At 71.2% G+C, this 21,795-nt stretch carries 20 protein-coding genes and 1 pseudogene; 4 read left to right on the top strand and 17 right to left on the bottom strand.

The annotated features are described in order from the left end of the window. Positions 1–188: 188 nt before the first annotated feature. Complete coding sequence (locus AB0D59_RS16760; protein WP_362565407.1) at positions 189–665, top strand: hypothetical protein; 477 nt, start codon at positions 189–191, stop codon at positions 663–665. Positions 666–719: 54 nt separating this feature from the next. On the opposite strand, the pseudogene AB0D59_RS16755 reads toward AB0D59_RS16760, so the two are convergent. From AB0D59_RS16755 to AB0D59_RS16700, 12 genes and pseudogenes are all read right to left on the bottom strand, one after another. Further along, positions 720–854, bottom strand: a pseudogene (locus tag AB0D59_RS16755) (transposase); the annotation flags it as partial. 59 nt (positions 855–913) lie between these two features. Next, complete coding sequence (locus AB0D59_RS16750) at positions 914–1,201, bottom strand: hypothetical protein (protein WP_362565405.1); 288 nt, start codon at positions 1,199–1,201, stop codon at positions 914–916. 73 nt (positions 1,202–1,274) lie between these two features. Then, positions 1,275–2,987 carry an NAD(P)/FAD-dependent oxidoreductase gene (locus AB0D59_RS16745; protein WP_362565404.1) on the bottom strand — a complete coding sequence of 571 codons (1,713 nt, stop codon included), beginning with the start codon at positions 2,985–2,987 and terminating at the stop codon, positions 1,275–1,277. A gap of 60 nt (positions 2,988–3,047) precedes the next feature. Further along, positions 3,048–3,836 (bottom strand): carbon-nitrogen hydrolase family protein, encoded by a 789-nt coding sequence (locus tag AB0D59_RS16740; RefSeq protein ID WP_362565403.1) that lies wholly within the window; start codon positions 3,834–3,836, stop codon positions 3,048–3,050. 151 nt (positions 3,837–3,987) lie between these two features. Continuing rightward, the gene (locus AB0D59_RS16735) at positions 3,988–4,368 is read right to left on the bottom strand and encodes a DUF742 domain-containing protein (protein ID WP_362565401.1); all 381 of its coding nucleotides are present in this window, start codon (positions 4,366–4,368) and stop codon (positions 3,988–3,990) included. A 7-nt stretch (positions 4,369–4,375) separates the two neighbouring features. Next, positions 4,376–4,795: a roadblock/LC7 domain-containing protein gene (locus AB0D59_RS16730; RefSeq protein ID WP_362565548.1), complete on the bottom strand. Its 420-nt coding sequence runs from the start codon at positions 4,793–4,795 to the stop codon at positions 4,376–4,378. A 184-nt stretch (positions 4,796–4,979) separates the two neighbouring features. Beyond that, positions 4,980–7,355, bottom strand: a complete 2,376-nt coding sequence (locus AB0D59_RS16725) for a nitrate- and nitrite sensing domain-containing protein (RefSeq protein ID WP_362565400.1) — start codon at positions 7,353–7,355, stop codon at positions 4,980–4,982. A gap of 178 nt (positions 7,356–7,533) precedes the next feature. Continuing rightward, positions 7,534–8,985 (bottom strand): HAD-IA family hydrolase, encoded by a 1,452-nt coding sequence (locus tag AB0D59_RS16720; protein ID WP_362565398.1) that lies wholly within the window; start codon positions 8,983–8,985, stop codon positions 7,534–7,536. 67 nt (positions 8,986–9,052) lie between these two features. Next, positions 9,053–10,126, bottom strand: coding sequence for an ABC transporter ATP-binding protein (locus AB0D59_RS16715; RefSeq protein WP_362565397.1), 1,074 nt, complete (start codon positions 10,124–10,126; stop codon positions 9,053–9,055). A gap of 3 nt (positions 10,127–10,129) precedes the next feature. Beyond that, complete coding sequence (locus AB0D59_RS16710; protein WP_362565395.1) at positions 10,130–10,948, bottom strand: ABC transporter permease subunit; 819 nt, start codon at positions 10,946–10,948, stop codon at positions 10,130–10,132. Then, complete coding sequence (locus AB0D59_RS16705; protein ID WP_362565393.1) at positions 10,933–11,832, bottom strand: ABC transporter permease subunit; 900 nt, start codon at positions 11,830–11,832, stop codon at positions 10,933–10,935. The genes AB0D59_RS16710 and AB0D59_RS16705 overlap by 16 nt, the downstream gene beginning before the upstream one ends. Further along, positions 11,829–12,989, bottom strand: a complete 1,161-nt coding sequence (locus AB0D59_RS16700; RefSeq protein WP_362565391.1) for an extracellular solute-binding protein — start codon at positions 12,987–12,989, stop codon at positions 11,829–11,831. Before AB0D59_RS16700 ends, AB0D59_RS16705 begins: the two co-directional genes overlap by 4 nt. 236 nt (positions 12,990–13,225) lie before the next feature. On the opposite strand from AB0D59_RS16700, the gene AB0D59_RS16695 reads away from it, so the two are divergent. Then, positions 13,226–13,966 carry a GntR family transcriptional regulator gene (locus AB0D59_RS16695; protein WP_362565390.1) on the top strand — a complete coding sequence of 247 codons (741 nt, stop codon included), beginning with the start codon at positions 13,226–13,228 and terminating at the stop codon, positions 13,964–13,966. A gap of 180 nt (positions 13,967–14,146) precedes the next feature. Here the strand turns inward: AB0D59_RS16695 and AB0D59_RS16690 are convergent, their stop codons facing one another. From AB0D59_RS16690 to AB0D59_RS16670, 5 genes are all read right to left on the bottom strand, one after another. Further along, entirely contained in the window at positions 14,147–14,599 is a 453-nt protein-coding gene (locus AB0D59_RS16690; protein ID WP_046726552.1) for an Lrp/AsnC family transcriptional regulator, read from the bottom strand. An 8-nt stretch (positions 14,600–14,607) separates the two neighbouring features. Next, positions 14,608–16,062, bottom strand: coding sequence for an amino acid permease (locus AB0D59_RS16685; protein WP_362565388.1), 1,455 nt, complete (start codon positions 16,060–16,062; stop codon positions 14,608–14,610). 313 nt (positions 16,063–16,375) lie between these two features. Next, the gene (locus AB0D59_RS16680; protein ID WP_362565386.1) at positions 16,376–17,818 is read right to left on the bottom strand and encodes a GuaB1 family IMP dehydrogenase-related protein; all 1,443 of its coding nucleotides are present in this window, start codon (positions 17,816–17,818) and stop codon (positions 16,376–16,378) included. A 171-nt stretch (positions 17,819–17,989) separates the two neighbouring features. Further along, positions 17,990–18,301 carry a barstar family protein gene (locus AB0D59_RS16675; protein ID WP_362565385.1) on the bottom strand — a complete coding sequence of 104 codons (312 nt, stop codon included), beginning with the start codon at positions 18,299–18,301 and terminating at the stop codon, positions 17,990–17,992. Between the two features lie 81 nt (positions 18,302–18,382). After that, on the bottom strand, positions 18,383–19,336 hold the full coding sequence (locus AB0D59_RS16670; protein WP_362565383.1) for a Dyp-type peroxidase: 954 nt from the start codon (positions 19,334–19,336) through the stop codon (positions 18,383–18,385). Between the two features lie 338 nt (positions 19,337–19,674). Between AB0D59_RS16670 and AB0D59_RS16665 the strand changes: the two genes are divergently transcribed. After that, positions 19,675–20,970 carry an MFS transporter gene (locus AB0D59_RS16665; protein ID WP_362565381.1) on the top strand — a complete coding sequence of 432 codons (1,296 nt, stop codon included), beginning with the start codon at positions 19,675–19,677 and terminating at the stop codon, positions 20,968–20,970. Between the two features lie 62 nt (positions 20,971–21,032). After that, positions 21,033–21,635: a TetR/AcrR family transcriptional regulator gene (locus tag AB0D59_RS16660; RefSeq protein WP_362565380.1), complete on the top strand. Its 603-nt coding sequence runs from the start codon at positions 21,033–21,035 to the stop codon at positions 21,633–21,635. The last annotated feature ends 160 nt before the right edge of the window (positions 21,636–21,795 follow it).

Here is a 21,795-nt window from a genome sequence, read left to right as displayed (position 1 = left end):
GGCCGGAGGCTGGGGGAGTGCCGGACGGAAGCCCTCGTACGGGATGTACTCGGGCTTTCGGCCGGTGCGGCGAGAACGCGTGTCGGGCGTCGCGACGCGGCGAACGTTGCCTGTCGCGGTACCAGGTCGTGTCCGAGGGGTCGTGGAATTGCGCGGCCTCGCCTTGGCAGCGCAGCGATGATGTGCGGGTGTTCTACGACGATCTCAGCGAGTACGCCTACCCGGATGATGATTCGTTCATCGACAGGGAGTCAGGCTTCTACGGACTCTGGTACCGCCCGGAATACACCCGCCTGAACATCGGGTGGTCGGAGGCCGGCAGACGGCACTCGACAGGAACCGTCCCTACGGCGTTCGTGGAGAAGCTGAAGGCTGTTCAACAGGTCCAGTGGATGAACGTCTGCCTGGGGGTGCACGAGTGCGACCTGTGTCCTGAGGGAGTGGCTCCGGAGGGGAACGGAGAGGTGCGGATCCCGGGCGAGCCCGGGATTGCCTATGCTGCTCCGTTCCTGATCACGCACTACATCACCGCCCACGACCACTGCCCGCCTCAGGCCTTCATCGATGCCGTTCTCGACGTCGATGTCGACGCGTGGGCTGCCACGCGGTGGCCTGATGTCCCCTTCCCCTGGGTCCCGGATGGTGCGGAACGCATGCTGGAGTAGAGGCGGGCGGATCTCACGTGCGCAGCCACAGCCGGATCGAGGCGACGGTGACCGACCGGTCCGTTGCCGGAACAGAATCCCGTTGATCACCCGGCGGTGACAATGCCACCGGCCACCCCGGCCCGCGCTCCGTGGCAGATGCGGCTCCAGCCGAGCCCATTCCTCATCGGAGAGATCACCCCGCCCCACGTCGACCGAAACGATCCACCGCGAGGCGAGTCACGCGACCCATCGGACACGGCCCAGGCTCAGCCGAGACCGCTGTGCGCGGCCCACAACGTCCCGGCGCGGCTGGCCGCGTCGACAATCAGAGCTGCCAGTTCTGGTTCGTCGGGGACCGGGAACGAGACATATGCGCCCCGACCACCGCCGACTGGTCGGCCATAGGCTTTCGCGGCGAGGTGACCGTCCGGGAGAAGCCGGACGTTGAGCGTGGTCAGTTGGAACTCTTCACCACGTCGAGTGTCCGTCCAGCGGAGAGCCTGCGGGATCGTGACGTTGATCGCCAGAGCACTCACTTCCAGGTCGCTGCTCATGGACGGATGCTCTCACGCGAGTCGCACAGGCGGCGGGCGAAGCAGACAGTTTGATCACGACTCGAAACACGCCCTAGTCCTCGGGGAGTTCGACCGGCGCGATCTCGTCGTAGACGTCTCCGGGGCCCGGGTTGGCCGGGTCGGTCTCGCCTCCGAAGTGGTGCATGACGCCCCAGACCGCGTTCAGCGCGGTCTGGACGGCGCCCTCGGCCCAGCCCGCCGTCCAGGAGATGTCGTCGCCGGCGAGGAAGATGCCCCGCTTGTCCGCGGGCAGCCGGTCCTGCACGAAGTGCGTGAACAGGCGCCGCTGGTAGCGGTAGTGGCCGGGCAGGTTGGCCTTGAACGCGCCCATGAAGTAGGGCTCGTTCTCCCAGGAGACGGTCACCGGGTTGCCGATGATGTGCTTCCTGATGTCGACCTTCGGATAGATCTCGCCGAGCGACTTCAGCATGACCTCCATCCGCTCGTTCGCGGACAGCGGCAGCCACTTCAGGCTGTCGTCGCACCAGGTGTAGGAGAGGCAGATGACGGCGGGCTTGTCCGGGCCGTCGTCGAGGAGGTAGGTGCCGCGCGTCATGCGGTCGGTGAGCGTCATCGACATCACGTCCTGGCCGGTCGGGTTTCCCCTGTCGTCGACGGCCTTGTCCAGCCAGAACGGCCGGTCCACGGGGACGAACAGCTTCGAGGACTCCATGTAGTGGGTGCGCTCGATGGCGGTCCAGTGGTCGATCGGGAAGAGCGAGTCGTCGCACGCGATCTTCGACAGCAGCATCCAGGACTGGGCGGTGAAGATCGCCGCCTGGTAGGTGCGGATGTCGCCGTTGGCGTCCGTCACCGTGATCCGGTTGCCGGTGGTGCGGTGCAGCCGGGTCACGGCGGGGCGGGGCTCGCCGTTCTCGTGCAGTGTCGCGAGCGAGGTGCCGTAGGCCCAGTGCACGATCTTCTCCGGCTCGCGCTCCCAGAGCCGCAGCGGGAGTTGCTGGCTGCCGCCGACGATACCGCGGTGGTGGTCGTCGGCCTCGGTGTAGACGACGCGCAGGATCTCCAGGATCGAGTTCGGGAAGTCCGTGTCCCAGCCGCCCGTTCCGAAGCCGACCTGACCGAAGATCTCGCGGTGCCGGAAGGACCTGAAGGCCTCGGACTCGCAGAGGAAGCCGTAGAAGGTCTGGTTGTCGAGCTTCTCGACGAGCCGGGACCAGATCTCGCGGATGCGCGGCACGTCCCGCTCGCGCAGGGCGCGGTTCATGTCGGAGAAGTCGGCGCCCTCTTCGAGGCACTTGTTCCAGGCGTCGGCGACGTCACGGTAGACCTGCGGCAGGTCGGCGGCCGTCTCGGCGTAGTGCGACTCGCCCTTGAGGTCGACGACGGTCGAAGGGGTCGCCTCCGCCAGGGGGTTGGGGAAGGGCCGGGTCTCCAGTCCCACCAGGTCGATGTAGTGCTGGAGGGCGGTGGAGGAGGGCGGGAAGCGCATCGCGCCCATCTCGGCGCTCAACGAGGGGTCGCAGCCCTCGAAGCCGACGGTCCGCAGCCGTCCGCCGATCCGGTCGGCCTCGTACACGACCGGCTTCAGGCCCATCTTCATCAGCTCGTAGGCGGCCACGATGCCGGACAGCCCACCGCCGATGACGGCGATCTCGGTGCCGTGCTCGGTCGCCGGTATCTGGCCGAGGCCCGCCGGGTGCGCGAGGAAGTCGTCGTACGCGTACGGGAAGTCCGGCCCGAACATGGTGATCGGCGGCTGCTGCTCGTCTGCGTGCTCGACGGCGTTGGGCACGGTGGACGTCATGGGGTACGGACTCCTTGCGACATGCGAAAAGGTGCGAGAAGAGGGGTGGGGGGGGGGAGGTCAGACCAGGGACCCGTAGAGGCCGGGGCGGCGGTCCTTCAGATACGGGTTCGCCTCGCGGGAGGCGGCGAGGAGGGCGGGGTCGACGTCGGCGAGGAGGAGTTCCTCGCCGCGGCCTGCGCGGGCACGGGCGACCCCGTCGGGTCCGGCCAGCGCGGAGAGCCCGAAGAACTCGAACTCGCCTTCGTGGCCGATGCGGTTGGCGTAGGCCACGTACATCTGGTTCTCCCAGGCCCGCACCGGGACCAGGGACTCGGCGACGAGTTCGAACGGGTGCATGTTCGCCGTCGGGACGAGCAGCAGGTCGGTGCCGGCCAGGGCGTGGGCGCGGACGGGCTCCGGGAACTCCACGTCGTAGCAGATCATGATCCCGACGGTGAGGCCGTTCAGCTCCGCCTGGACGACCGGCTGGTCGCCCGGGGTGAAGTGGTCGCGCTCGAAGCCGCCGAAGAGGTGGGACTTGCGGTAGTTCGCGAGCCGGGTGCCGTCGGCGGAGATCAGCTGGGCGGAGTTGTGGACGGCGTCACCGGCACGCTCCGGGTAGCCGTAGGCGATCGCCAGGCCGTGCCGGTGGGCCAGCTCGGCGATCGCGTCCGCGCTGTCGCCGTCGGCGGGCTCGGCGAGGCGGGCGATGTCGTCGCCGATCGCGTAGCCGGTCAGGAACATCTCCGGGGCGACGAGCAGCGCGGCGCCCGCGGCGGCGGCCCGGCCGGCGGTCTCGTCGAGCACCTTGAGGTTCTCGACGGTCGAGCCGGGACGGCCGGAGCTCTGGAGCAGGGCGGTGCGCATACGGGTCCTCACCGGGTACGGAGGGGGTCTGGGGCCCTTTAGACGGTAAGTCGGCGGGCCGGGCCGGACAAGGAGGAGCCGTTGCGCGTGGCCGAGCGGTTCGTTGCGTGATACAGGCGCCGGGCGGCGATTCGTTGCGCCGGAGTCCTCCCTACAGCTCCCTCAGCCGCTCGATGATCTCCTTCAGCAGCGCGGGGTCGGCGCCCTGACCGGCCGGTTCCACCTGGCGCGGCCGGTCGATGCGGACCAGGCCGGCCTCGGCGAGGTCACCGAGCAGGACGCGTACGACGGTGAGCGGCAGGTCGGCGTCCGCGGCGAGTTCGACGACCGGGCGGGCACCGCGCCGCACGAGGGCGAGCAGGGCGGCGCGGGCATGGTCGACGTCCGGCTCGGCCGGGTCCGCGTCCACCGCCGTGACCTGGGACATGAGGTCGATGGTGTGCCGTCCGGACGGCTCGGTACGGCCACGGGTCACGGTGTAGGGGCGGACCAGCGAGCCGGTCTCGTCCTCGTACCAGTACTCGTCGCTCACCGCGGGGTCAGGGGGTCGAGCGGGCGGCCGCGTCCAGGTGGCGGCCGAGGCGGCGGACGAGCAGGGCCATCTCGTGGGCCAGCTGGCCGACGTCGGTGCGGACGTCGCTGAGGACGGCGAGCCGGCTGCCGTGCCCGGCCGGGGTCACGAAGAGGTAGGCGTCGTCGAGCATCACCATGGTCTGCCGCACCTCTCCGGCGCCGAATCGGTCTCCGGCCGAGCGGGCCAGGCTGTGGAAGCCGGAGCAGACGGCCGCGAGATGCTCGATGTCCCGCCGCCGCATGCCCTCGGAGTGGCTGAGCGGAAGCCCGTCCGCGGTGAGCAGCACAGCCTGCCGGACATGGTCGGTCCGGGCGACCAGGTCGTCGAGCAGCCAGCCGAGATCACTGCCGGGCCGGGCGCCGGGCCCTGGGCCGTCGCCAGGCAGCGGGCCGCGGCCGGACCGGGAAGCGGAGGCAGCGCCACCGGAACCGGCGGCCGAACCGGGGGCAGCGGCCGAACCGGGGACGGCAGCCGAGCTGGAATCGGCGGCCGAGCCGGGGCCGGCGGACGAACCCGAACCGGCGGCCGAGCCGGGGCCGGCGGTCGAGTCGGGTGGCTGGGGCTGGTCGTCACTGGTCATGGTCGGCGCGCGTCCTTTCCTCGATGTGGTCCGGCTCCTCGGGTCCGGTCGGAAGCCCCCTGCGCCCTCGGTCAAGGCCGCGCTGGAAGGCTCCGAAGACCGCCCGCATCTCGTCGGCGTCCAGTTCGCGCTCGACGGGCGGCGCCGGGGCCGGCGGGCCAGCGGCGCGCAGTTCGGGGGCGAGGGAGGCCTGGCGGGTGCGGGTGGGCAGGGCCGGGGGCACGTCGCGGGTGGGCAGGGCCGGGGGCACGTCGGGGGCGGGATCCTCGATCCGGCTCGGCCGGGGCTCCATGTCGTGGCCCGCTCCGGCCCCGCCGGCCGGCGCCGACGGGGCCACTCCGCCGAGCGCCGGGGATTCCCCGGCGCTCGCCGTACCGCCGGGGGGCGGCAGGACGTCGACCGCCGACGCGGGTCGGCCCTCCGCACGCGTCGGCCGACTGCCGTGTTCCTCCGCGGACGGCCGCCGCCCTCGCTCGTCTCCCCGTCGGCCGCTCTCCGGCTCCACCTCCGCCAGCACCGCCGTCGGCAGCAGCACCACCGCGGTGGTGCCCCCGTACGGCGAGTCCCGAAGGGTCACCTCGATGCCGTGCCGGGCGGCCAGGCGGCCCACGACGTAGAGGCCGAGGCGGTCGTGGCGGGTCGGGTCGAAGGCCTCGGGGTCGGTGAGGGTGCGGTGGGCCTCGGCGAGCTGCTCGGCGTCCAGGCCGAGGCCCCGGTCGTCCATCTCCAGGGTGAAGCCCCGGCCGACCCGGCCGGTGCGCAGGGTGACCTGGGTATGCGGCGGCGAGAACACCGTGGCGTTCTCCAGCAGCTCGGCGACCAGGTGCACGACGTCGGCGACGGCGTCCGCGGCGACCCCGACCTCGGGCATCGGCGGCACCACGACCCGGGTGTAGTCCTCGATCTCGCCGACCGCCGAGGACACCACGTCTGCGACCGGCACGGGCCGCCGCCAGCGCCGCCCGGGGGTGGCGCCGGAGAGGATGATCAGGCTCTCCGCGTGCCGGCGCATCCGGGTGGTCAGATGGTCGATACGGAACAGCTCGCCCAGGACGGCCGGGTCGTCGGTGCGCCGCTCCAACGTGTCGACGAGTTTCAGCTGCCGGTGGACCAGGGCCTGGTTGCGGCGCGCGATGTTGAGGAGGACCGCGAACAGGCCCCTGCGCAGCGTGGCCTGCTTCACCGCGGCCTCGACGGCGGCCAGCCGCGCCCTGTTGAACGACCGGCCGACGTCCCCGATCTCGTCGTCCCCGGCCTCCCGGGCGGCCAGCGGCGGCGCTTCGGTGACCGCGTCCACGTCCTCACCCGCGCTCAACCGGCCCATCAGGGCGGGAAGTTGATGCGCGGTGAGCAGGTCGGCCGCGTCCCGCAGGGTCTCCAGACGGCGCGAGATACGGCGTGCCCCACGCACCGCGAACCACAGCGAGAGCCCCGCCGCCGCCAGCCCGACCACAGCGACGACGACCGCCTTGGTCAGCTCCCCGTAGGCGAAGGCCCGGCCGCGCGCGGCGGAGTTCTCGGCGGACTCGGTGCACAGCAGCATGTACTGCTTGACGGCCCGGTCTGTGGTCGACCGCCAGGTGTCCGCGGCGACGGCCGCACCGGCCCGGTCCGCGCCCGCCCGCAGCAGCGCGTCCTCGCCGCGCACCAGCGAGCGGTGCAGTTCGCCGCGCTGGAACCGCTCGAACAGCGCCCGTGAGTCGGACGGCAGGTCGGGGACGTAGGTCCGCTCGAAGACACGCCGGTCCTCGATGGTCGCGGTGAGGCCGTCGTACTGCCCGTCGGTGAGCCGCCCGGCGGCCCGTGCCCCCGCGACCAGCGCGTCCTCGCGCGAGACGAACTCCCGCACCCGCACCAGGTCGATCACCACCTGCGACTCCCGGGCCAGCTGTCCGGCCTGCAGGGCGGTGAGGGTGGACTCGACGTCGAAACCGGGCTCCACCAGGGCGCTGTAGTCGCTGACGGCGCCGTCCCAGGAGATCTTCCGGGACAGCACCCGCTCGCGCAGTCCCTCCAGCCCGCCGGTGGCGGTCACCATCGCGTCGAGAGCCTCGCGTTGCCGGTCGCTGAGGCGGCCTCGGTCACCGCCCCGGATCGCGTCCCGCATGGCGTCCACCGCCCGGTCGGTGCGCCGCTGCTGGGCGAGCAGGCCGGCGGCGTTCGCCGTGTCGAGCCGGGCGCCCAGGTAGGCCGCCGACAGCCGCCGTTCGATCTGGATCTGCCCGACGGCGGTGTCGACGGGGGTGCCGAAGTCGTCGTACACCCCCTGGAGCCGGATCAGCGCGCGTAGTTCGGCGGTGACGGAGACCATGGCGAAGCTCCACAGAGCCGTCAGCGCGACGGCCGGTGCGAGGGCCAGCGCCACGATCCGCGCGCGGACGGTGGTGGGTCGGCGAGCGAAGCGGGATGAGGGTCCCCCCGGCCGGAGGGTGGCGGAGGGCCAGCGCATGGATTGCCTACCGGTGTTACCAGCGAGTAAGGAGCCCGGCACAACCTACGGGATGCCCCCGATGACCGCAATGGTTGCCCCCGGTAACCCCGAGTCAGGACTCGACGGCGAACGTGCTGACGACGGCCGCGTGGTCGGAGGGCCAGTCGTTGCCCGCCACCTCGGGCCAGGGCAGGGGGATGCCGCTGACGTAGGTCCGGGAATCGACTACGCGCAGCCCCCTGTGCAGCACGTAGTCGATCCGGTCCTGCGGCTCGGGCCGCCCGCTGCCGTCCTCCCGCACGGGATGGATGGGCGACCAGGTGTGCCCCGGCGCGGTCACCGGATCCGGATGGACCTCCCGGTAGGAGTCGCGGAACCCCGCCTCCTCGGCCGCCTTGGTCACCGGCCACTCGACGTCCGTCCAGTCCAGGTGGGACGGGCAGTTGAAGTCCCCCACGAGCACCACGGGCACCGGACCGTCCCCGATCCGCCGCAGCGCCTCCCGGAACTGCCCGAGCCGCAGCTCCTCGTGGGCGATCAGCTCGGCCGCCCCGAGCCCGTCGAAGTGGAACTCGTAGGGACCGTATGGCGTGTAGTGCAGATGCGCGGTCCAGATGTCGACCTCGCGTCCGGGACGTACGGCGATCCGCACCCCGGCGGCTCCGTAGAAGCCGACCTCCGGGTCGCCGAAGCGGGCGGTGATGGGGTACCGGCTGATGATCCCGAGGTTCTCCCCGGCCGTGTGGTGGTGCCAGCCGAGGGCCCCGGCGAGTTCCCGGGCCGAGGTGCCGGCGGTCTCCTGGAGTCCGACGACGTCCGCGCCGGCGTCGAGAACGGCCTTGACCTGCTTGGCCCGGTGGTCGTCGATCCGGCTGCCGCCGAGCCACAGGTTCCAGGACATGACCCGCAGTTCGGGTACGGCCATGTCGCTCAGCTCCTTCGGGGTGACCCCGACGAGGGTGTCCCGGACGGTCCGGCCCAGGGCGCCCCCGATCGGTGCGAGCGAGGGCACGGCGAGGACCGCGCAGCCGGCGGCCTCGGCGGAGGCGACCCCGGTCTCGGTGTCCTCGACGGCGACACAGGCCGCCGGGTCGACATCGAGGGCCCGGCAGGCGGCGAGGTACGGGTCGGGGGCGGGCTTGGTGCGGCCGGTGTCGTCGGCGGTGACGGAGGCGGCGAACCGGCCGGCGCCGAGCGCGGCGAGCACGAGGTCGGCGACCGCGCGTGGGGACGCGGTGACCAGGGCGGTGGGAACGCCGGCCGCGGCCAGCGCGTCCAGCAGGTCGAGGGCGCCGGGGCGGGGCACGATGCCGGTGCGGACGCGGTCCGCGAACTCCCGGTGCAGCTCGGCCGCGAGGTCGGCGCCGGACCTGCCGGTGCTACCGGCCAGCCACTGGGCGGTGTACTCGACCGGCCGGCCCAGCACATCGGGCTCGTCGGCCTCGCCGAGCGTCCGCCCGGCAACGCGTTCCACCGCCTCCCACCACAGCCGCTCGGTGTCGACGAGCGTTCCGTCCATGTCGAACAGGACGGCCTGGAGCGGGAGTCGGGGGTGGGGGGTCACGTTGTTGTCATTCCTTACTTCTGGGCTTCTGGCTTCTGGATACTTCCGGGCCGGGCTTCTGGAAGCGCTACTTCTGGGTACGGTCCGCCACGAGCACCGGCCGCTCGGGCAGCGACACGCTCACGGCGGCTCCGGCGCCCAGACCCGCGGCCTCGTGGGCGGGCAGGTCGGCCTTGGCCTCGGTGCCGTCGGCGAGCCGTACGGTGACCCGGACGACCGCGCCCAGGAAGGCGGTGGCGACGACGGTGGCCGTACCGGTGTCGTCCGCGCGCACATGGACCGCCTCGGGCCGTACGAGCACGTCGACCTCGCTCGCGTCCGGCGCCTGTCCGTCGACCGGCAGCCGCTGACCGAGCACCTCGACCCGGTCGTCCTTCAACGTGCCCGGGATCCGGCTCATCGTGCCGACGAACTCGGCGACGAAGGCGGTGGCCGGACGGCCGTACAGCTCGGCGGGCTCGGCGCACTGTTCGAGCCGCCCGGCGCGCATCACGGCGACCCGGTCGGCGACGGACAGCGCCTCCTCCTGATCATGCGTCACGAACAAGGTGGTGATCCCGAGTTCCTGCTGGAGCCGGCGGATCTCCTCGCGGAGCGTCAGCCGGACCTTGGCGTCGAGGGCCGACAGCGGCTCGTCGAGGAGGAGCACGCGGGGCCGCAGGGCGAGGGCACGGGCGAGCGCGATGCGCTGCTGCTGGCCGCCGGAGAGCTGGTGCGGGAACCGCTCCCCCTTGTCACCGAGCCCGACAAGGTCCAGCAACTCGGCGGCCCGGGACCGCCGTTCGGCCGTACGGACCTTGCGCATGCGCAGTCCGAACGCCACGTTGTCGACGGCGTTCAGATGCGGGAAGAGGCTGTACGACTGGAAGACCATCCCGGCGTCACGACGGTGCGCCGGGACCGAGGTGACGTCCTCGCCGTCCACCAGCACCGCGCCGGAGTCGGGGTGTTCGAACCCCGCGAGCATGCGCAGCGCGGTGGTCTTGCCGCAGCCGGACGGCCCGAGCAGGGCGAGGAACTCGCCGGGGCGGACGGTCAGATCGAGTCCGTCGAGGGCGACGGTGGCGCCGAACTCCCGTCGCAGGGACCGGAATTCGACAGTGGCGGCGGTGGTGGCCTTCTCAGGCGTGCTGACACTCATGGTTCATCCCCGGGAGGAAGCGGTTCGGTCACGGCCGCCGGCACCGGCGAGCGCGAGGAGCAGGGCCCAGGTCACCAGGAGACTGAGCACGGACACGGCGACGGACATCTGGGCCTGCGAGCCGCCGACGTTGTAGATCCACACGGCGAAGGGCTGGAAGCCGAGCAGCCGGGCGACGGTGAACTCGCCGAGCACCAGCGCCAGGGTGAGGAAGGCCGCGTTGAGCAGTGCCCCGCGCAGATTGGGCAGCACCGCCCGGACCAGGGCCTGCGGCCAGTTGGCACCGCAGCTGCGGGCGGCCTCGACGAGGGTGCGCACGTCGATCGCGCGCAGTCCGGCGTCCAGCGCCCGGTAGACGAAGGGCAGCGCCATCACGACGTACGCGAGGACCAGGACGACCGGGAAGTCCGGGTTCTGGATGGCGACGAACGTCTCGAACAGCGGGGTCCGGGAGAGGTGGTCCGGCCCCCACTTGAGCACGCTCGCGATGCCGGCGACGAACGCGATCGGCGGCACCACCAGCGGCAGCGAGCAGACGATCTCGACCACCGGACGCAGCTTGGGCGCGCTCAGCCGCAGGGCGACCACGGCGGGCACCATCAGCAGCAGCACGACGACGATGGTGGCGACGGCCAGTTCCAGCGAGAGCAGCAGGCTGGACGTGAACCCGTCGGCGGACAGGATCTGGCTGTAGGCGTCGAAGGTGACGCCCTGGCCGGGCACGTCGACCGTGAAGACGACGGAGGCGCCCAGCGGGACCAGGAAGTAGAGGGCGGCCAGGCCGAGGACGGCCCAGCGCCAGGGGGTCAGGCGTCGAGCCATCGGGCACTCCGTCGTTGCAGGGGCAGGTACACGGCCATCACCACGCCCGCCACCAGCACCATGTCGAGGCTCAGGGCGAGGGCCACGTTCTCCTGGCCGACCAGGACGTTGCCGGAGAGGGCGTCGGCGATCTGCAGGGTGACCAGCGGGACCGCGCTGCCGACCATCGCGGCGGCGGTGGCGTAGGCGGCGAAGGCGCTGCCGAAGAGCAGCACGAGCCCGCCGAGCAGCGAGGGCGCGAGCACGGGCAGCGCCACGAACCGCCAGTACTGCACGCCGGTGGCGCCGTTGTTGAGCGCGGCCTCCCGCCACTGGGTGCGCAGGCCGTCCAGGGCCGGGGTGATGGTGAGGACCATCAGCGGGATCAGGAAGTACAGGTAGACCAGTACGAGCCCCCAGAAGCTGTACAGGTTCCAGCCGTGGTCCGCGAGATGCAGGTGCACGGTGAGCACACCGGCGTTGCCGAGGGTCGCGACGAACGCGAACGCCAGCGGCACACCGCCGAAGTTGGCGAGCACGCCGGAGGCGGTGAGCACGGCCTCGCGCAGCGCCCGGGAACGCGAGCTGACCACGGCCTGCGCGAGCGGCAGCCCGAGGACGGCGGCGATGAGGGCGGAGAGCGCGGACAGCTTGACGCTGCCGACGAGGGCGGTGAGGTAGGGCCCCTGAAGGGAGTCCGTGAGGTTCCGGCCGGTGTACGAACTCGCCCCGCTGGCCGGGTCCTTGACCGTGAAGGCGCCGTTCAGCATGGCCACGGCCGGCAGCCCGAAGGCGACGGCCGTGAAGACGAGCAGCGGGACCACGGCCAGCCAGCCGGGGGCGCGGCGCCGCCGCTTCTGGGAAGCGGCGGGCGCCACGTCGGCCCGCGTGAGCGTGGCCGTCATCCGGAGACGGCCTTCGACCAGCCCTGCCCGAGGACCGTCTTGGCCTTGTCCTGCTGGGCCTCGGTCGGGAAGGAGGGCGTGCCGGAGACCGCGGGCAGCTTGGCGGCGGCCGTCTTGTCCAGGGTGCCGGCGGACTCCATGGAGGTCATCAGGACCGGACGGGCGTAGCCCTTGAGCCACAGGTTCTGGCCCTCGGTGCTGTACAGGTACTCCTGCCACAGGCGGGCGGCCGCGGGGTGCGGGGCGTCCTTGTTGATGGCCTGGGAGTAGTACTGGGCGTACTGGCCGTCGGTCGGGATGGCGACCTTCCAGTCCACGCCCTTGGACTTGAACTCGTCGGCGTACCCGGCGTTCAGGTAGTCCCAGTCGATCGAGATGGGCGTCTCGCCCTTCTCGACGGTGGCCGGGGTGGACTCGACGGGCGTGTAGTTGCCGTTCTTCTTCAGCTCGGCGAAGAAGTCGAGGCCGGGCTGGATGTCGTCGAAGGAGCCCTTGTTGGCGAGCGCGGCCGCGTACACGCCGCCGAAGGCGGAGCCGGACTTGGTCGGGTTGCCGTTGAGGGCGACCTGGCCCTTGTACTGCGGCTTGAGCAGGTCGGCGAAGGTGGTCGGGCAGGTCTTGACGCGCTTGGCGTCGCAGCCGATGGAGATGTAGCCGCCGTAGTCGTTGTACCAGCGGGCCTGCGGGTCCTTCTGGCCGGTGGGGACGTCGGCGTACGAGGTCACCTTGTACGGCGCGAGCAGCCCCTGCTGGGCCGCGCTGAGCGCGAAGGAGGAGCCGAGGTCGAGGACGTCCGGGGCCCGGTCCTGGCCCTTCCGCGAGGTCACGGCGTTGATCTCGTCCTGGCTGGAGCCGTCGGGGCTCTCGTCCTCGATCTTGATGCCGTACTTCTTCTGGAAGCCGTCGATGATGGCGCCGTAGTTGGCCCAGTCACGGGGCACGGCGATGATGTGCAGCGTGCCCTCCTTCTTCGCTGCGGCGACCAGCTTGTCCATGCCGCCGAGGTCGGTGGCGGAGGTGGCGGTGGCGGCGTTCTTGCCGTCGGAGGTGGTGGACGACGCGTTGTCGGGGGCGGCGCCGCAGGCGCTCAGGGCGAGCGCGGCAACGACGGCGAGGGAGCCGCCAAGGACGGCGGTTCTCGGCAGGGACACGGTCACGGTCTCTCCAGGGAGTACGCACGAGGGTGGGTGGCGCTGTGGGTGGCACGGGCGAACTTGTCTGAACAAGTTGGCTCACAGTACGCCCGGCGCGGGTGTCGGGACTGTGAACTCCGGAAAAACCCTGGCCCCCAATTCCCTGCACACTCCTGGCCGGTTCCGGGCTGACACGAATCACCCGGGAACGTCGATTAGGCTGGTCACGCTGTGCACAGCGGCCTATCCAGAGGGGAAGCATGACGGCGCGACACGAGGAGATCGCCGACGAGCTGCGGCGCGCCATCGACCGTGAGGAGTACACCGTCGGCAGTCGGCTGCCCTCGGAGACGGAACTGGCGGCGCAGTACGGCGTCTCCCGCGGCACCGTCCGCCAGGCCGTCGCCGCGCTCACCTCCGAGGGGCTGATCGGCTCCCGTCAGGGCGCCCGCCGGGTGGTGCTGGCGAGCCGCCGCAGCCAGAGCTTCGCCGAGCTGCGCAGTTTCGCCCAGTGGGCGAGGTCGATGGGCCGTGAGGCGACCGGGCACGTGGTGTCCCAGGAACACCGCCCCGCCACCCAGGAGGACGCCGTCCGCCTCCAACTAGCCGTCGGTACACCGGTGTTGCACGTACTCCGGGTACGCGGCCTGGACGGCGAACCGGTGTTGCTGGAGCGCACGGTGTACGCGGACTGGATCGCCCCGGCGGTGGCGGCGATAGAGCCGGAGTGCCCGTCGGTGACTCAACGCCTTTACGAGGACACGGGGTTGGTCTTCGCGTACGGCGAACACGTCATCGACGCGGTCGCCTGCGGCGCACGGGACGCCGAACTGCTGGGGGTGCGCCGGTCGAGCCCGCTGCTGCGGGTGCGGCGGGTGACGACGACACGGGAAGGACGCCCGGTGGAGTGGTCGGACGACCGGTACCGGTCGGACGCGGTGAGCTTCAGCGTGCACAACTCCATCGACAGCAACGCGCTGGCGCGGATGACCGCGGAATAGGGGGCGGGGGGTGCGGACGCGTTGCCGGGTGCGGGTGCGTGGGGGTTGCTCGCGCAGTTCCCCGCGCCCCTGAAAGCAACTCAGCTGGTCCCACCTTCAGGGGCGCGGGGAACTGCGCGATCAGCCACGAACTACCGGCACCCGGCAGGACAAGCGCACCCCCCGAGATCGGTCCCGCTCTCACCCCGGCGCCCCTGAGGAGAACCTCCTCAGCAACGGCGACAGCACCAACACCGACTTCGTGCGCTCGACGAACGGCTCTCCAGCGATCCGCTCCAGCACCCTCTCGAAGTGCCGCATGTCGGACGCGAAGACCTGCACGACCGCATCGGCCTCACCGGTGACCGTCGACGCGGCCACCACCTCCTGGTACCGCTCCAGCCCCCGCTGGATCGTCTCCGGAGAGGTGTTGCGCCGGCAGTAGATCTCGACGAACCCCTCCGTCTCCCAGCCGAGGGCCGCCGGATCGACTCGCACGGTGAAACCCGTGATCGCTCCGGTGGCGCGCAACCGGTCCACCCGCCGTTTGACGGCGGGCGCGGACAGGCCGACCAGTTGCCCGATGTCCGCGTAGGAGCGGCGGGCGTCCTCGGCGAGGGCGTGCACGATGCGTTCGTCGAGATCGTTCAGCAAGGGGTCGTTCAGCTTTCAGGTGTTGCAAGACGGGACCGGCGATAGCCGTACAGGAAGTAGAACACGAGCCCGACCGCCAGCCAGGCACCGAAGACCACCCAGGTGACGGCCGACAGGCTGCCCATCATCCAGACGCAGAATCCGAAGCCCAGCGCGGGCAGCAGCGGGGACAGCGGCACGCGGAAGGTACGCGGCATCGCGGGACGCGTCCGGCGCAGCACCACCACCGCGATGTTCACCAGGCCGAAGGCGAACAGCGTGCCGATGCTGGTGGCGTCGGCCAGCTGCCCCAGCGGGATCGCGGCGGCGAGGACCCCGCAGAAGAGGGAGACGATCACGGTGTTGGCCCGCGGCGCGCCGGTCTTCGGGTGGACCTTGGCGAACACCTTGGGCACCAGGCCGTCCCGGGACATCGCGAAGAGGATGCGGGTCTGGCCGTAGAGGACGGTCAGGACGACGCTGGCGATGGCGACGACCGCGCAGGCGGCCAGCAGGGTGCCCCAGAAGCTCTGGCCGGTCACGTCCCGCATGATCTGGGCGAGGGCGGCCTCGGAGTCGTTGAACTGCCGCCAGGGCTTCGCGCCGACGGCGACGGCCGCGACGAGGACGTACAGCGCCGTCACGATGACCAGCGACAGCATGATGGCCCGGGGCAGGTCGCGCTGGGCGTTCTTGGCCTCCTCGCCGGCGGTGGAGGCGGCGTCGAAGCCGATGTACGAGAAGAACAGCGTCGCGCCGGCCGCGCTGACGCCGGCCATGCCCAGCGGCATGAAGTGCGCGTAGTTGCCGGACCTGAAGCCCATGAAGCCGATGGCGCAGAACAGCACCAGCGCGGCGATCTTCACACACACCATGATCGTGTTGGCGCGCGCCGACTCCTTGGCGCCGCCGAGCAGGAAGACCATCGCGAGGAGGACGACGATCAGGGCGGGCAGGTTGAAGACACCGCCGTCGACGCCGGGTGGCGCGGACAGGGCCGTCGGGAGGGTGACGCCGACGGTCCCGGCGAGCAGTTCGTTGAGGTACTCGCCCCAGCCGACCGCGACCGCGGCGACCGAAACGCCGTACTCCAGGAGCAGACACCAGCCGCAGACCCAGGCAATCAGCTCGCCCATCGTTGCGTATGCGTAGGAGTACGAGGAGCCGGCGACCGGGATGGTGCCCGCCAGCTCGGCGTAGGAGAGCGCCGAGAAGAGCGCGGTCAGCCCGGCGATCACGAAGGAGAGGGTGACGGCCGGGCCGGCCTTGGGAACGGCCTCGCCGAGGACCACGAAGATGCCGGTGCCGAGGGTGGCGCCGATGCTGATCATCGTCAGCTGCCAGAGCCCGAGGGAACGCCGGAGCGTGCCTCCTTCGCCCTGCCCGCCTTCGGCCACCAGCCGCTCGACGGGCTTGCGCCGCATCAGCCGGGCACCGACGGAGGGGGAGGCGTCGGTTCGTGGGGGTGCGCCTTGGTCGAGCACGCGCGGCTCCTTCTCGCTGCGGGTCTGGGCGGCCGGGACCGGCGGCGCCCATCCCGCTGGGCCCCACCGAGCGGGGTCCCGGCCACGCCACGTACAGCGCATGACCCTATGAGCCAGCCCTTCACGGGCGTAATGCAGCAACCTTGCACGTACCCGCAAGATCGTTGCGTGTGTGGAAGGAGGGTGCACATTCATTGCGTCGGTGGTGGAGCGCCCCTCAGGGGCGCGGGCTGTATCGACATGCGGCTCCGCCGCGCGGGCACGATCGACCCCCACGCAGCCGCACCCGAAAACGCCGCCCCCGGCGAAGCGCCTAGCTCCAGCTCGCGTGCAGCGGCTTGCCCTCCGCGTAGCCCGCCGCGCTCTGGATCCCCACGATCGCCTTCTCGGCGAACTCCTCCAGGGACCCCGCACCGGCGTAGGTGCACGACGACCGCACGCCCGCGATGATCGAGTCGATCAGGTCCTCCACACCCGGCCGGGCCGGGTCGAGGAACATCCGGGACGTCGAGATGCCCTCCTCGAAGAGTGCCTTGCGGGCCCGGTCGTAGGCCGACTCGTCGGACGTACGGTTGCGCACCGCACGTGCCGAGGCCATGCCGAAGGACTCCTTGTACAGCCGGCCGTCGGCGGCCTGCTGGAGGTCGCCCGGCGACTCGTACGTGCTGGCGAACCAGGAGCCGACCATCACGTTGGACGCGCCCGCGGCCAGCGCCATGGCGACGTCCCGCGGGTGCCGGACACCACCGTCGGCCCAGACGTGCTTGCCGTACTTCTTCGCCTCCGCGGCGCACTCCAGGACCGCCGAGAACTGCGGCCGGCCGACGCCGGTCATCATGCGGGTGGTGCACATGGCGCCGGGGCCCACACCGACCTTGATGATGTCCGCGCCCGCGTCGACGAGGTCCTTGACGCCCTCGGCGGAGACGATGTTGCCGGCCGCGATCGGGACCTGTGGGTCGAGGCCGCGGACCAGCTTGATCGCGCTGATCATCGACTCCTGGTGGCCGTGCGCGGTGTCGATGACGAGCGTGTCGACGCCCGCGTCGAGCAGCTGCTTGGCCTTGTCCGCGAAGTCCCCGTTGATCCCGACGGCGGCGGCGATCCGCAGCCTGCCCTGCGCGTCGGTGGCCGGGGTGTAGAGGGTGGCCCGCAGGGCGCCCTTGCGGGTGAGGATGCCGGCGAGCTTGCCGTCCCGGTCGACGGCCGGGGCGTAGCGGCGGTTGGCCGTGTCGAGCTTGTTGAACGCCTGGCGCGGGTCGATGTCCGCGTCGAGCAGCAGCAGGTCGCGGGACATGACCTCGGCCAGCTGGGTGAAGCGGTCGACGCCGCTGAGGTCCCGGTCGGTGACGACACCGACGGGGCGGCCGTCCTCGTCGACGACGACCCCCGCGTTGTGCGCGCGCTTGGGCAGCAGGGCCAGCGCGTCGGCGACCGTCTGGTGCGGGGCGAGCACGATCGGGGTGTCCAGCACCAGGTGACGGCTCTTCACCCAGGTGATGACGTCGGTGACCACGTCGATCGGGATGTCCTGCGGGATCACGACGAGTCCGCCGCGCCGGGCCACCGTCTCGGCCATCCGCCGGCCCGCGATCGCGGTCATGTTGGCGACGACCAGCGGGATGGTGGTGCCCGTGCCGTCCGGCGAGTTGAGGTCCACGCCCTGACGCGAGCCGACCGCGGAGCGGCTCGGCACCATGAAGACGTCGTCGTACGTCAGGTCGTACGCGGGCTGGATGTCATTGAGGAAACGCACGTGCCGCACATCCCGGTCGATCAGAGGTGACCCCCGGACCGGCCGGCCAAGGGGAAGAGCACGTACTTCATTGTCCCATGGCGACCGGTATGCGGTGCCCGGGACGAACGTCCAGGCAGGTCAGGGACGCTTAGGAGGAACCTCCAAGGGTGGTGGGCACGGCTTCTCGGGTCAGCCGAGGGCGAGCGCCACCGTCAGCCCCGGTTCGCCGGCGGCCGCCTGGGCGAACACGTCCTGGGCGGTCTTCCACTCGTCCGGCCGGGTCCCCGCGTAGCCCTGCCAGCCGGTGACGACGAGGAGGAGCCCGCGGTCGACCGCCTCCGGCGGCCACACCGAGGGATCCCGGAGGCTGTCAGCGAGAGCGTCCCAGTTGCGGCCGAACCAGTCGGGCAGGCTCAGGGCGGCGACGGCGCGGTCCATGAGACCGGCCTTGTCCACGACGCCGGCCAGGTCGAGGGTCACCAGATGCGGACTCGTCGTCATCTCAGCACCGCCTGGGAGAAGTTGCAGGGATCACGGTGTAGTAGATCCCACCGGTGTGCCGGGTGACAATGCGCACCGGCGTCACGCCTTCCCGGGAGCGGCGGGCAGGTCGTCGAGGAAGTCCCCGGACGGCACATGGAAGAGCGTGCCCGTGACCGCCGTGGAGAAGTCGAGGATCCGGTCGTGGGCGGCCTGCGGAGTGCCGAGGAACATGTTGTCCAGCATGCGCTCGATGACGTCCGGGGTGCGGGCATATCCGATGAAGTAGGTGCCGAACTCGCCCTGGCCGGGGCTGCCGAAGGGCATGTTGTCACGCAGGATGTCCTGCTCCTCGCCGTCCGGTCCGGTGACGGTGTTCAGGTCGACGTGCGAGCCCGGCTCCTCCAGCTCGATGTTGGTGGCCTTGGTACGGCCGATGATCCGCTCCTGCGTCTCGACCGGCAGCGCGTTCCAGGCGTCCAGGTCGTGCAGGTACTTCTGCACGACCACATAGCTGCCGCCGGCGTGCGCGGGGTCCTCCGCGCCGATCAGGACGGCCCTGCGGGCGGCGGCGCCGACCGGGTTCTCGGTGCCGTCGACGAAGCCCAGCAGGTCGCGGGCGTCGAGGTACTTGAAGCCCTGCACCTCGTCCTCGACGGTCACCGCGTCCCGCAGCCGGTGCATGATCTCGGCGGCGAGCCCGAAGCAGAGGTCGAAGCGGCCGGCCCGGATGTGGAAGAGGACGTCGCCGGGGGTGGCGACCGCGGTGTGCCGGGAGCCTTCCAGTGGCCGGAAGGGATGCAGTCCGGCCGGGCGCGGGTGGTCGAACAGCCGGTCCCAGGCCTCGGAGCCGATCCCCGCGACACAGCTCAGGGCGGCCTCCGGGGCGCCGAACCCGAAACTGCGCCGCAGCGAGCTCAGATCGCCCAGCACCTCCCGTACCCGCTCCTCGTGCCCGGGGCGGACGGTGACCACCAGGAAGATCGCCGCGGTGGTCAACGGCCCCAGCACAGGCTGTGGTTCGGCTTCCCCTGCGGACTGGGGTTGAGTGCTCACCGTGTCCTCCCGATGCGATCGGTTCTCGGCCTGTCATACACGTACGCCGTACACATGATCGGGGTTGGCGACGCCCGGTCGACGCAGACGCTCCATGCGACGGCGTCGAGATCGGCTCACAGAGTGCGGGGACGGACGACCGACCCCGTCCAGCTCGGTGAGGGCGCTGCCCGTGCGGTTCGATCGAAGATTTCTGGTTCGATCGAAGATTTTCTCGCCGTGCCGGAATAGACAGACCTGTCTATGCGGTTGCCAGGTCATATAGACAGACCGGTCTACTCACTCAAGCGTCTGTGAACCGACGACCTCCGGCCCCGTCCCCGCGAAGGATCTCCCCGATGAACCACCTCGCAGCGCACGCGCGAACCAAGCCGTCGAGCAAGCCGATCCCGCCGCGCGCGGCGTTCTACGTGCTCGCCTCCATCGTCGTCTCCTTCCTCGCCGCCTCCAGCGCGCCCACCCCGCTCTACGCGTCCTACCAGGCCGAATGGGGCTTCAGCCCGATCACCACCACGGTCGTCTTCGGCATCTACGCGATCGCCGTGCTCTCCGGCCTGCTGGTCCTCGGCAAGCTGTCCGACCACGTCGGCCGCCGCCCCGTCCTGATCGCCGCGATCGCCGCCCAGGCCGTCGCGATGGTGCTGTTCTCCACCGCCGGAGGCGTCGGAGAACTGCTCCTCGCCCGGGTCGTGCAGGGCCTGTCCACCGGCGCCGCGCTCGGTGCGGTCGGCGCCGCGATGATGGACATCAACCGCTCCCGGGGCACCGTGGCGAACGCCTTCGCCCCCGGCCTGGGCACCGCGACAGGCGCCCTGGTCAGCGGTTTCGTCGTGCAGTACCTGCCCTCCCCCACCCACACGATCTACCTCGGCCTGCTCGGTGTGTTCGTGGCCCAGGCCGTCGCCATCGCCCTCATCGACGAGACCGTCACCCGTGAGCCCGGCGCCCTGGCCACCCTGGTGCCCGAGATCAGGCTCCCGCGCACGGTCCGCGGCGCGGCCCTCGCGGCGGCCCCGGTCATCTTCGCGGTCTGGGCGCTCGCCGGGTTCTACGGCTCCCTCGGCCCCGCCCTGGTCCGTACCCTGGTCGGCTCCGACTCCGCCGTCTACGGCGGCCTCGGCCTCTTCGTCCTCGCGTTCGTCGCGGCCGCCTCGGTCCTCGTGCTGCGCAACGCCCGGGCGACGACCGTGATGTACACCGGCATCGGCGCGCTGGTCGCCGGCGTCGCCGTCACGCTGCTGGCCGTCGACCGGAGCGCACCGGTGCTGTTCTTCGTCGGTACGGCCGTCGCCGGCTTCGGCTTCGGCAGCGGCTTCCAGGGCGGCATCCGCACCGTGCTGCCGCTGACCAAGCCGCACGAGAGCTCGGGCGTGCTGTCCCTGTTGTTCGTCGTCGCCTACCTCGGCATGGGCGTCCCCTCCGTCATCGCCGGAACGCTGGTGGTGCACGGCGGCGGACTGGTCCCGACCTCCGAGGAGTACGGCGCGGTGGTCATCGCCCTGGCACTGCTGGCCCTCGCCGCCCTGCTGCTGCGCGGCGGTCCGCAGACCGCGCCCGGGGTGCTGGTGGCCTCGGGAGGCTCGCCCGCCGTCGAGGCCCGCGAAGCCGAGCGCGCCGACGTGGCGTCCCGGTGACTGAGTAGACCGGTCTGGTCGGCCCTAGACTGCAGGCGTCGAGAAGGTGAGTGGTGAGTGGCATGACGAAGACGTTGACTGCCAAGGCTCCCACGGCCCGGGAGCGGCTGCTCTCGGCCGCGAACGAGTTGTTCTACGCGGAGGGCGTGCAGACGGTCGGGATCGACCGGATCATCGAGCGCGCCGGGGTCGCCAAGGCCTCGCTGTACAACACCTTCGGCGGCAAGGAACAGCTGATCCGCGCCTACCTCGACTCCCGGTACGCCAGGGTGTCCACCCGGCTGCTGCGTGCCGTCGACGGCACCGAGGATCCGCGGGAGCGTCTGCTGGCCGTCTTCGACGCACAGGCCACGCTCTTCGCCGAGCAGGGCTATCACGGATGCGCCTTCGTGGCGGCCAGCGCGGAGGCCAAGCAGGGCAGCGCCATCGAAGAGGTCTCCGACACCTACCGTGCCTGGGTCCGGGCGCTGTTCACCGACCTCGCCGCGGAGGCCGGCGCCCCGGATCCCGAGGGCCTCGCCCGCCAGCTCCACCTGCTGTACGACGGGGGCGGCGTGTCCGCGCGGATGGACCGCGACCCGTCGGCGGGCGCGGTGGCCCGGCAGGCGGCCACGGTCCTGATCGACGCGGCACTGGCCACCCGTTCGTCAGAGCCCGTTTCCTGAGGCCTGTTTCCTGACGTCCGTTTCCTGATGCCCGTTTCCTGACGTCCGTTTCCTGATGCCCGTTTTTCTGACGTCCGTTTCCGAGAGCGCGTTCCTGAGGGCGCGTCTCTCGTCGGCCGTGCTGTTCGCGCCCCCTCCCCCCTTTCCCCCCTCTCTCTTC

The organism is Streptomyces sp. NPDC048417 (assembly GCF_040651615.1).
Classification (GTDB): domain Bacteria; phylum Actinomycetota; class Actinomycetes; order Streptomycetales; family Streptomycetaceae; genus Streptomyces.
Note: the sequence above shows the minus strand (reverse complement) of the source record. Positions and strands in the feature narration are given on the sequence as shown.

Bases quoted from the DNA above. Each gene is read 5' to 3' on its own strand.
- AB0D59_RS16750 (WP_362565405.1), bottom strand. From the start codon at position 1,201: ATGAGCAGCGACCTGGAAGTGAGTGCTCTGGCGATCAACGTCACGATC.
- AB0D59_RS16745 (WP_362565404.1), bottom strand. From the start codon at position 2,987: ATGACGTCCACCGTGCCCAACGCCGTCGAGCACGCAGACGAGCAGCAG.
- AB0D59_RS16740 (WP_362565403.1), bottom strand. From the start codon at position 3,836: ATGCGCACCGCCCTGCTCCAGAGCTCCGGCCGTCCCGGCTCGACCGTC.
- AB0D59_RS16715 (WP_362565397.1), bottom strand. From the start codon at position 10,126: ATGAGTGTCAGCACGCCTGAGAAGGCCACCACCGCCGCCACTGTCGAA.
- AB0D59_RS16710 (WP_362565395.1), bottom strand. From the start codon at position 10,948: ATGGCTCGACGCCTGACCCCCTGGCGCTGGGCCGTCCTCGGCCTGGCC.
- AB0D59_RS16705 (WP_362565393.1), bottom strand. From the start codon at position 11,832: ATGACGGCCACGCTCACGCGGGCCGACGTGGCGCCCGCCGCTTCCCAG.
- AB0D59_RS16695 (WP_362565390.1), top strand. From the start codon at position 13,226: ATGACGGCGCGACACGAGGAGATCGCCGACGAGCTGCGGCGCGCCATC.
- AB0D59_RS16675 (WP_362565385.1), bottom strand. From the start codon at position 18,301: ATGACGACGAGTCCGCATCTGGTGACCCTCGACCTGGCCGGCGTCGTG.
- AB0D59_RS16665 (WP_362565381.1), top strand. From the start codon at position 19,675: ATGAACCACCTCGCAGCGCACGCGCGAACCAAGCCGTCGAGCAAGCCG.
- AB0D59_RS16660 (WP_362565380.1), top strand. From the start codon at position 21,033: ATGACGAAGACGTTGACTGCCAAGGCTCCCACGGCCCGGGAGCGGCTG.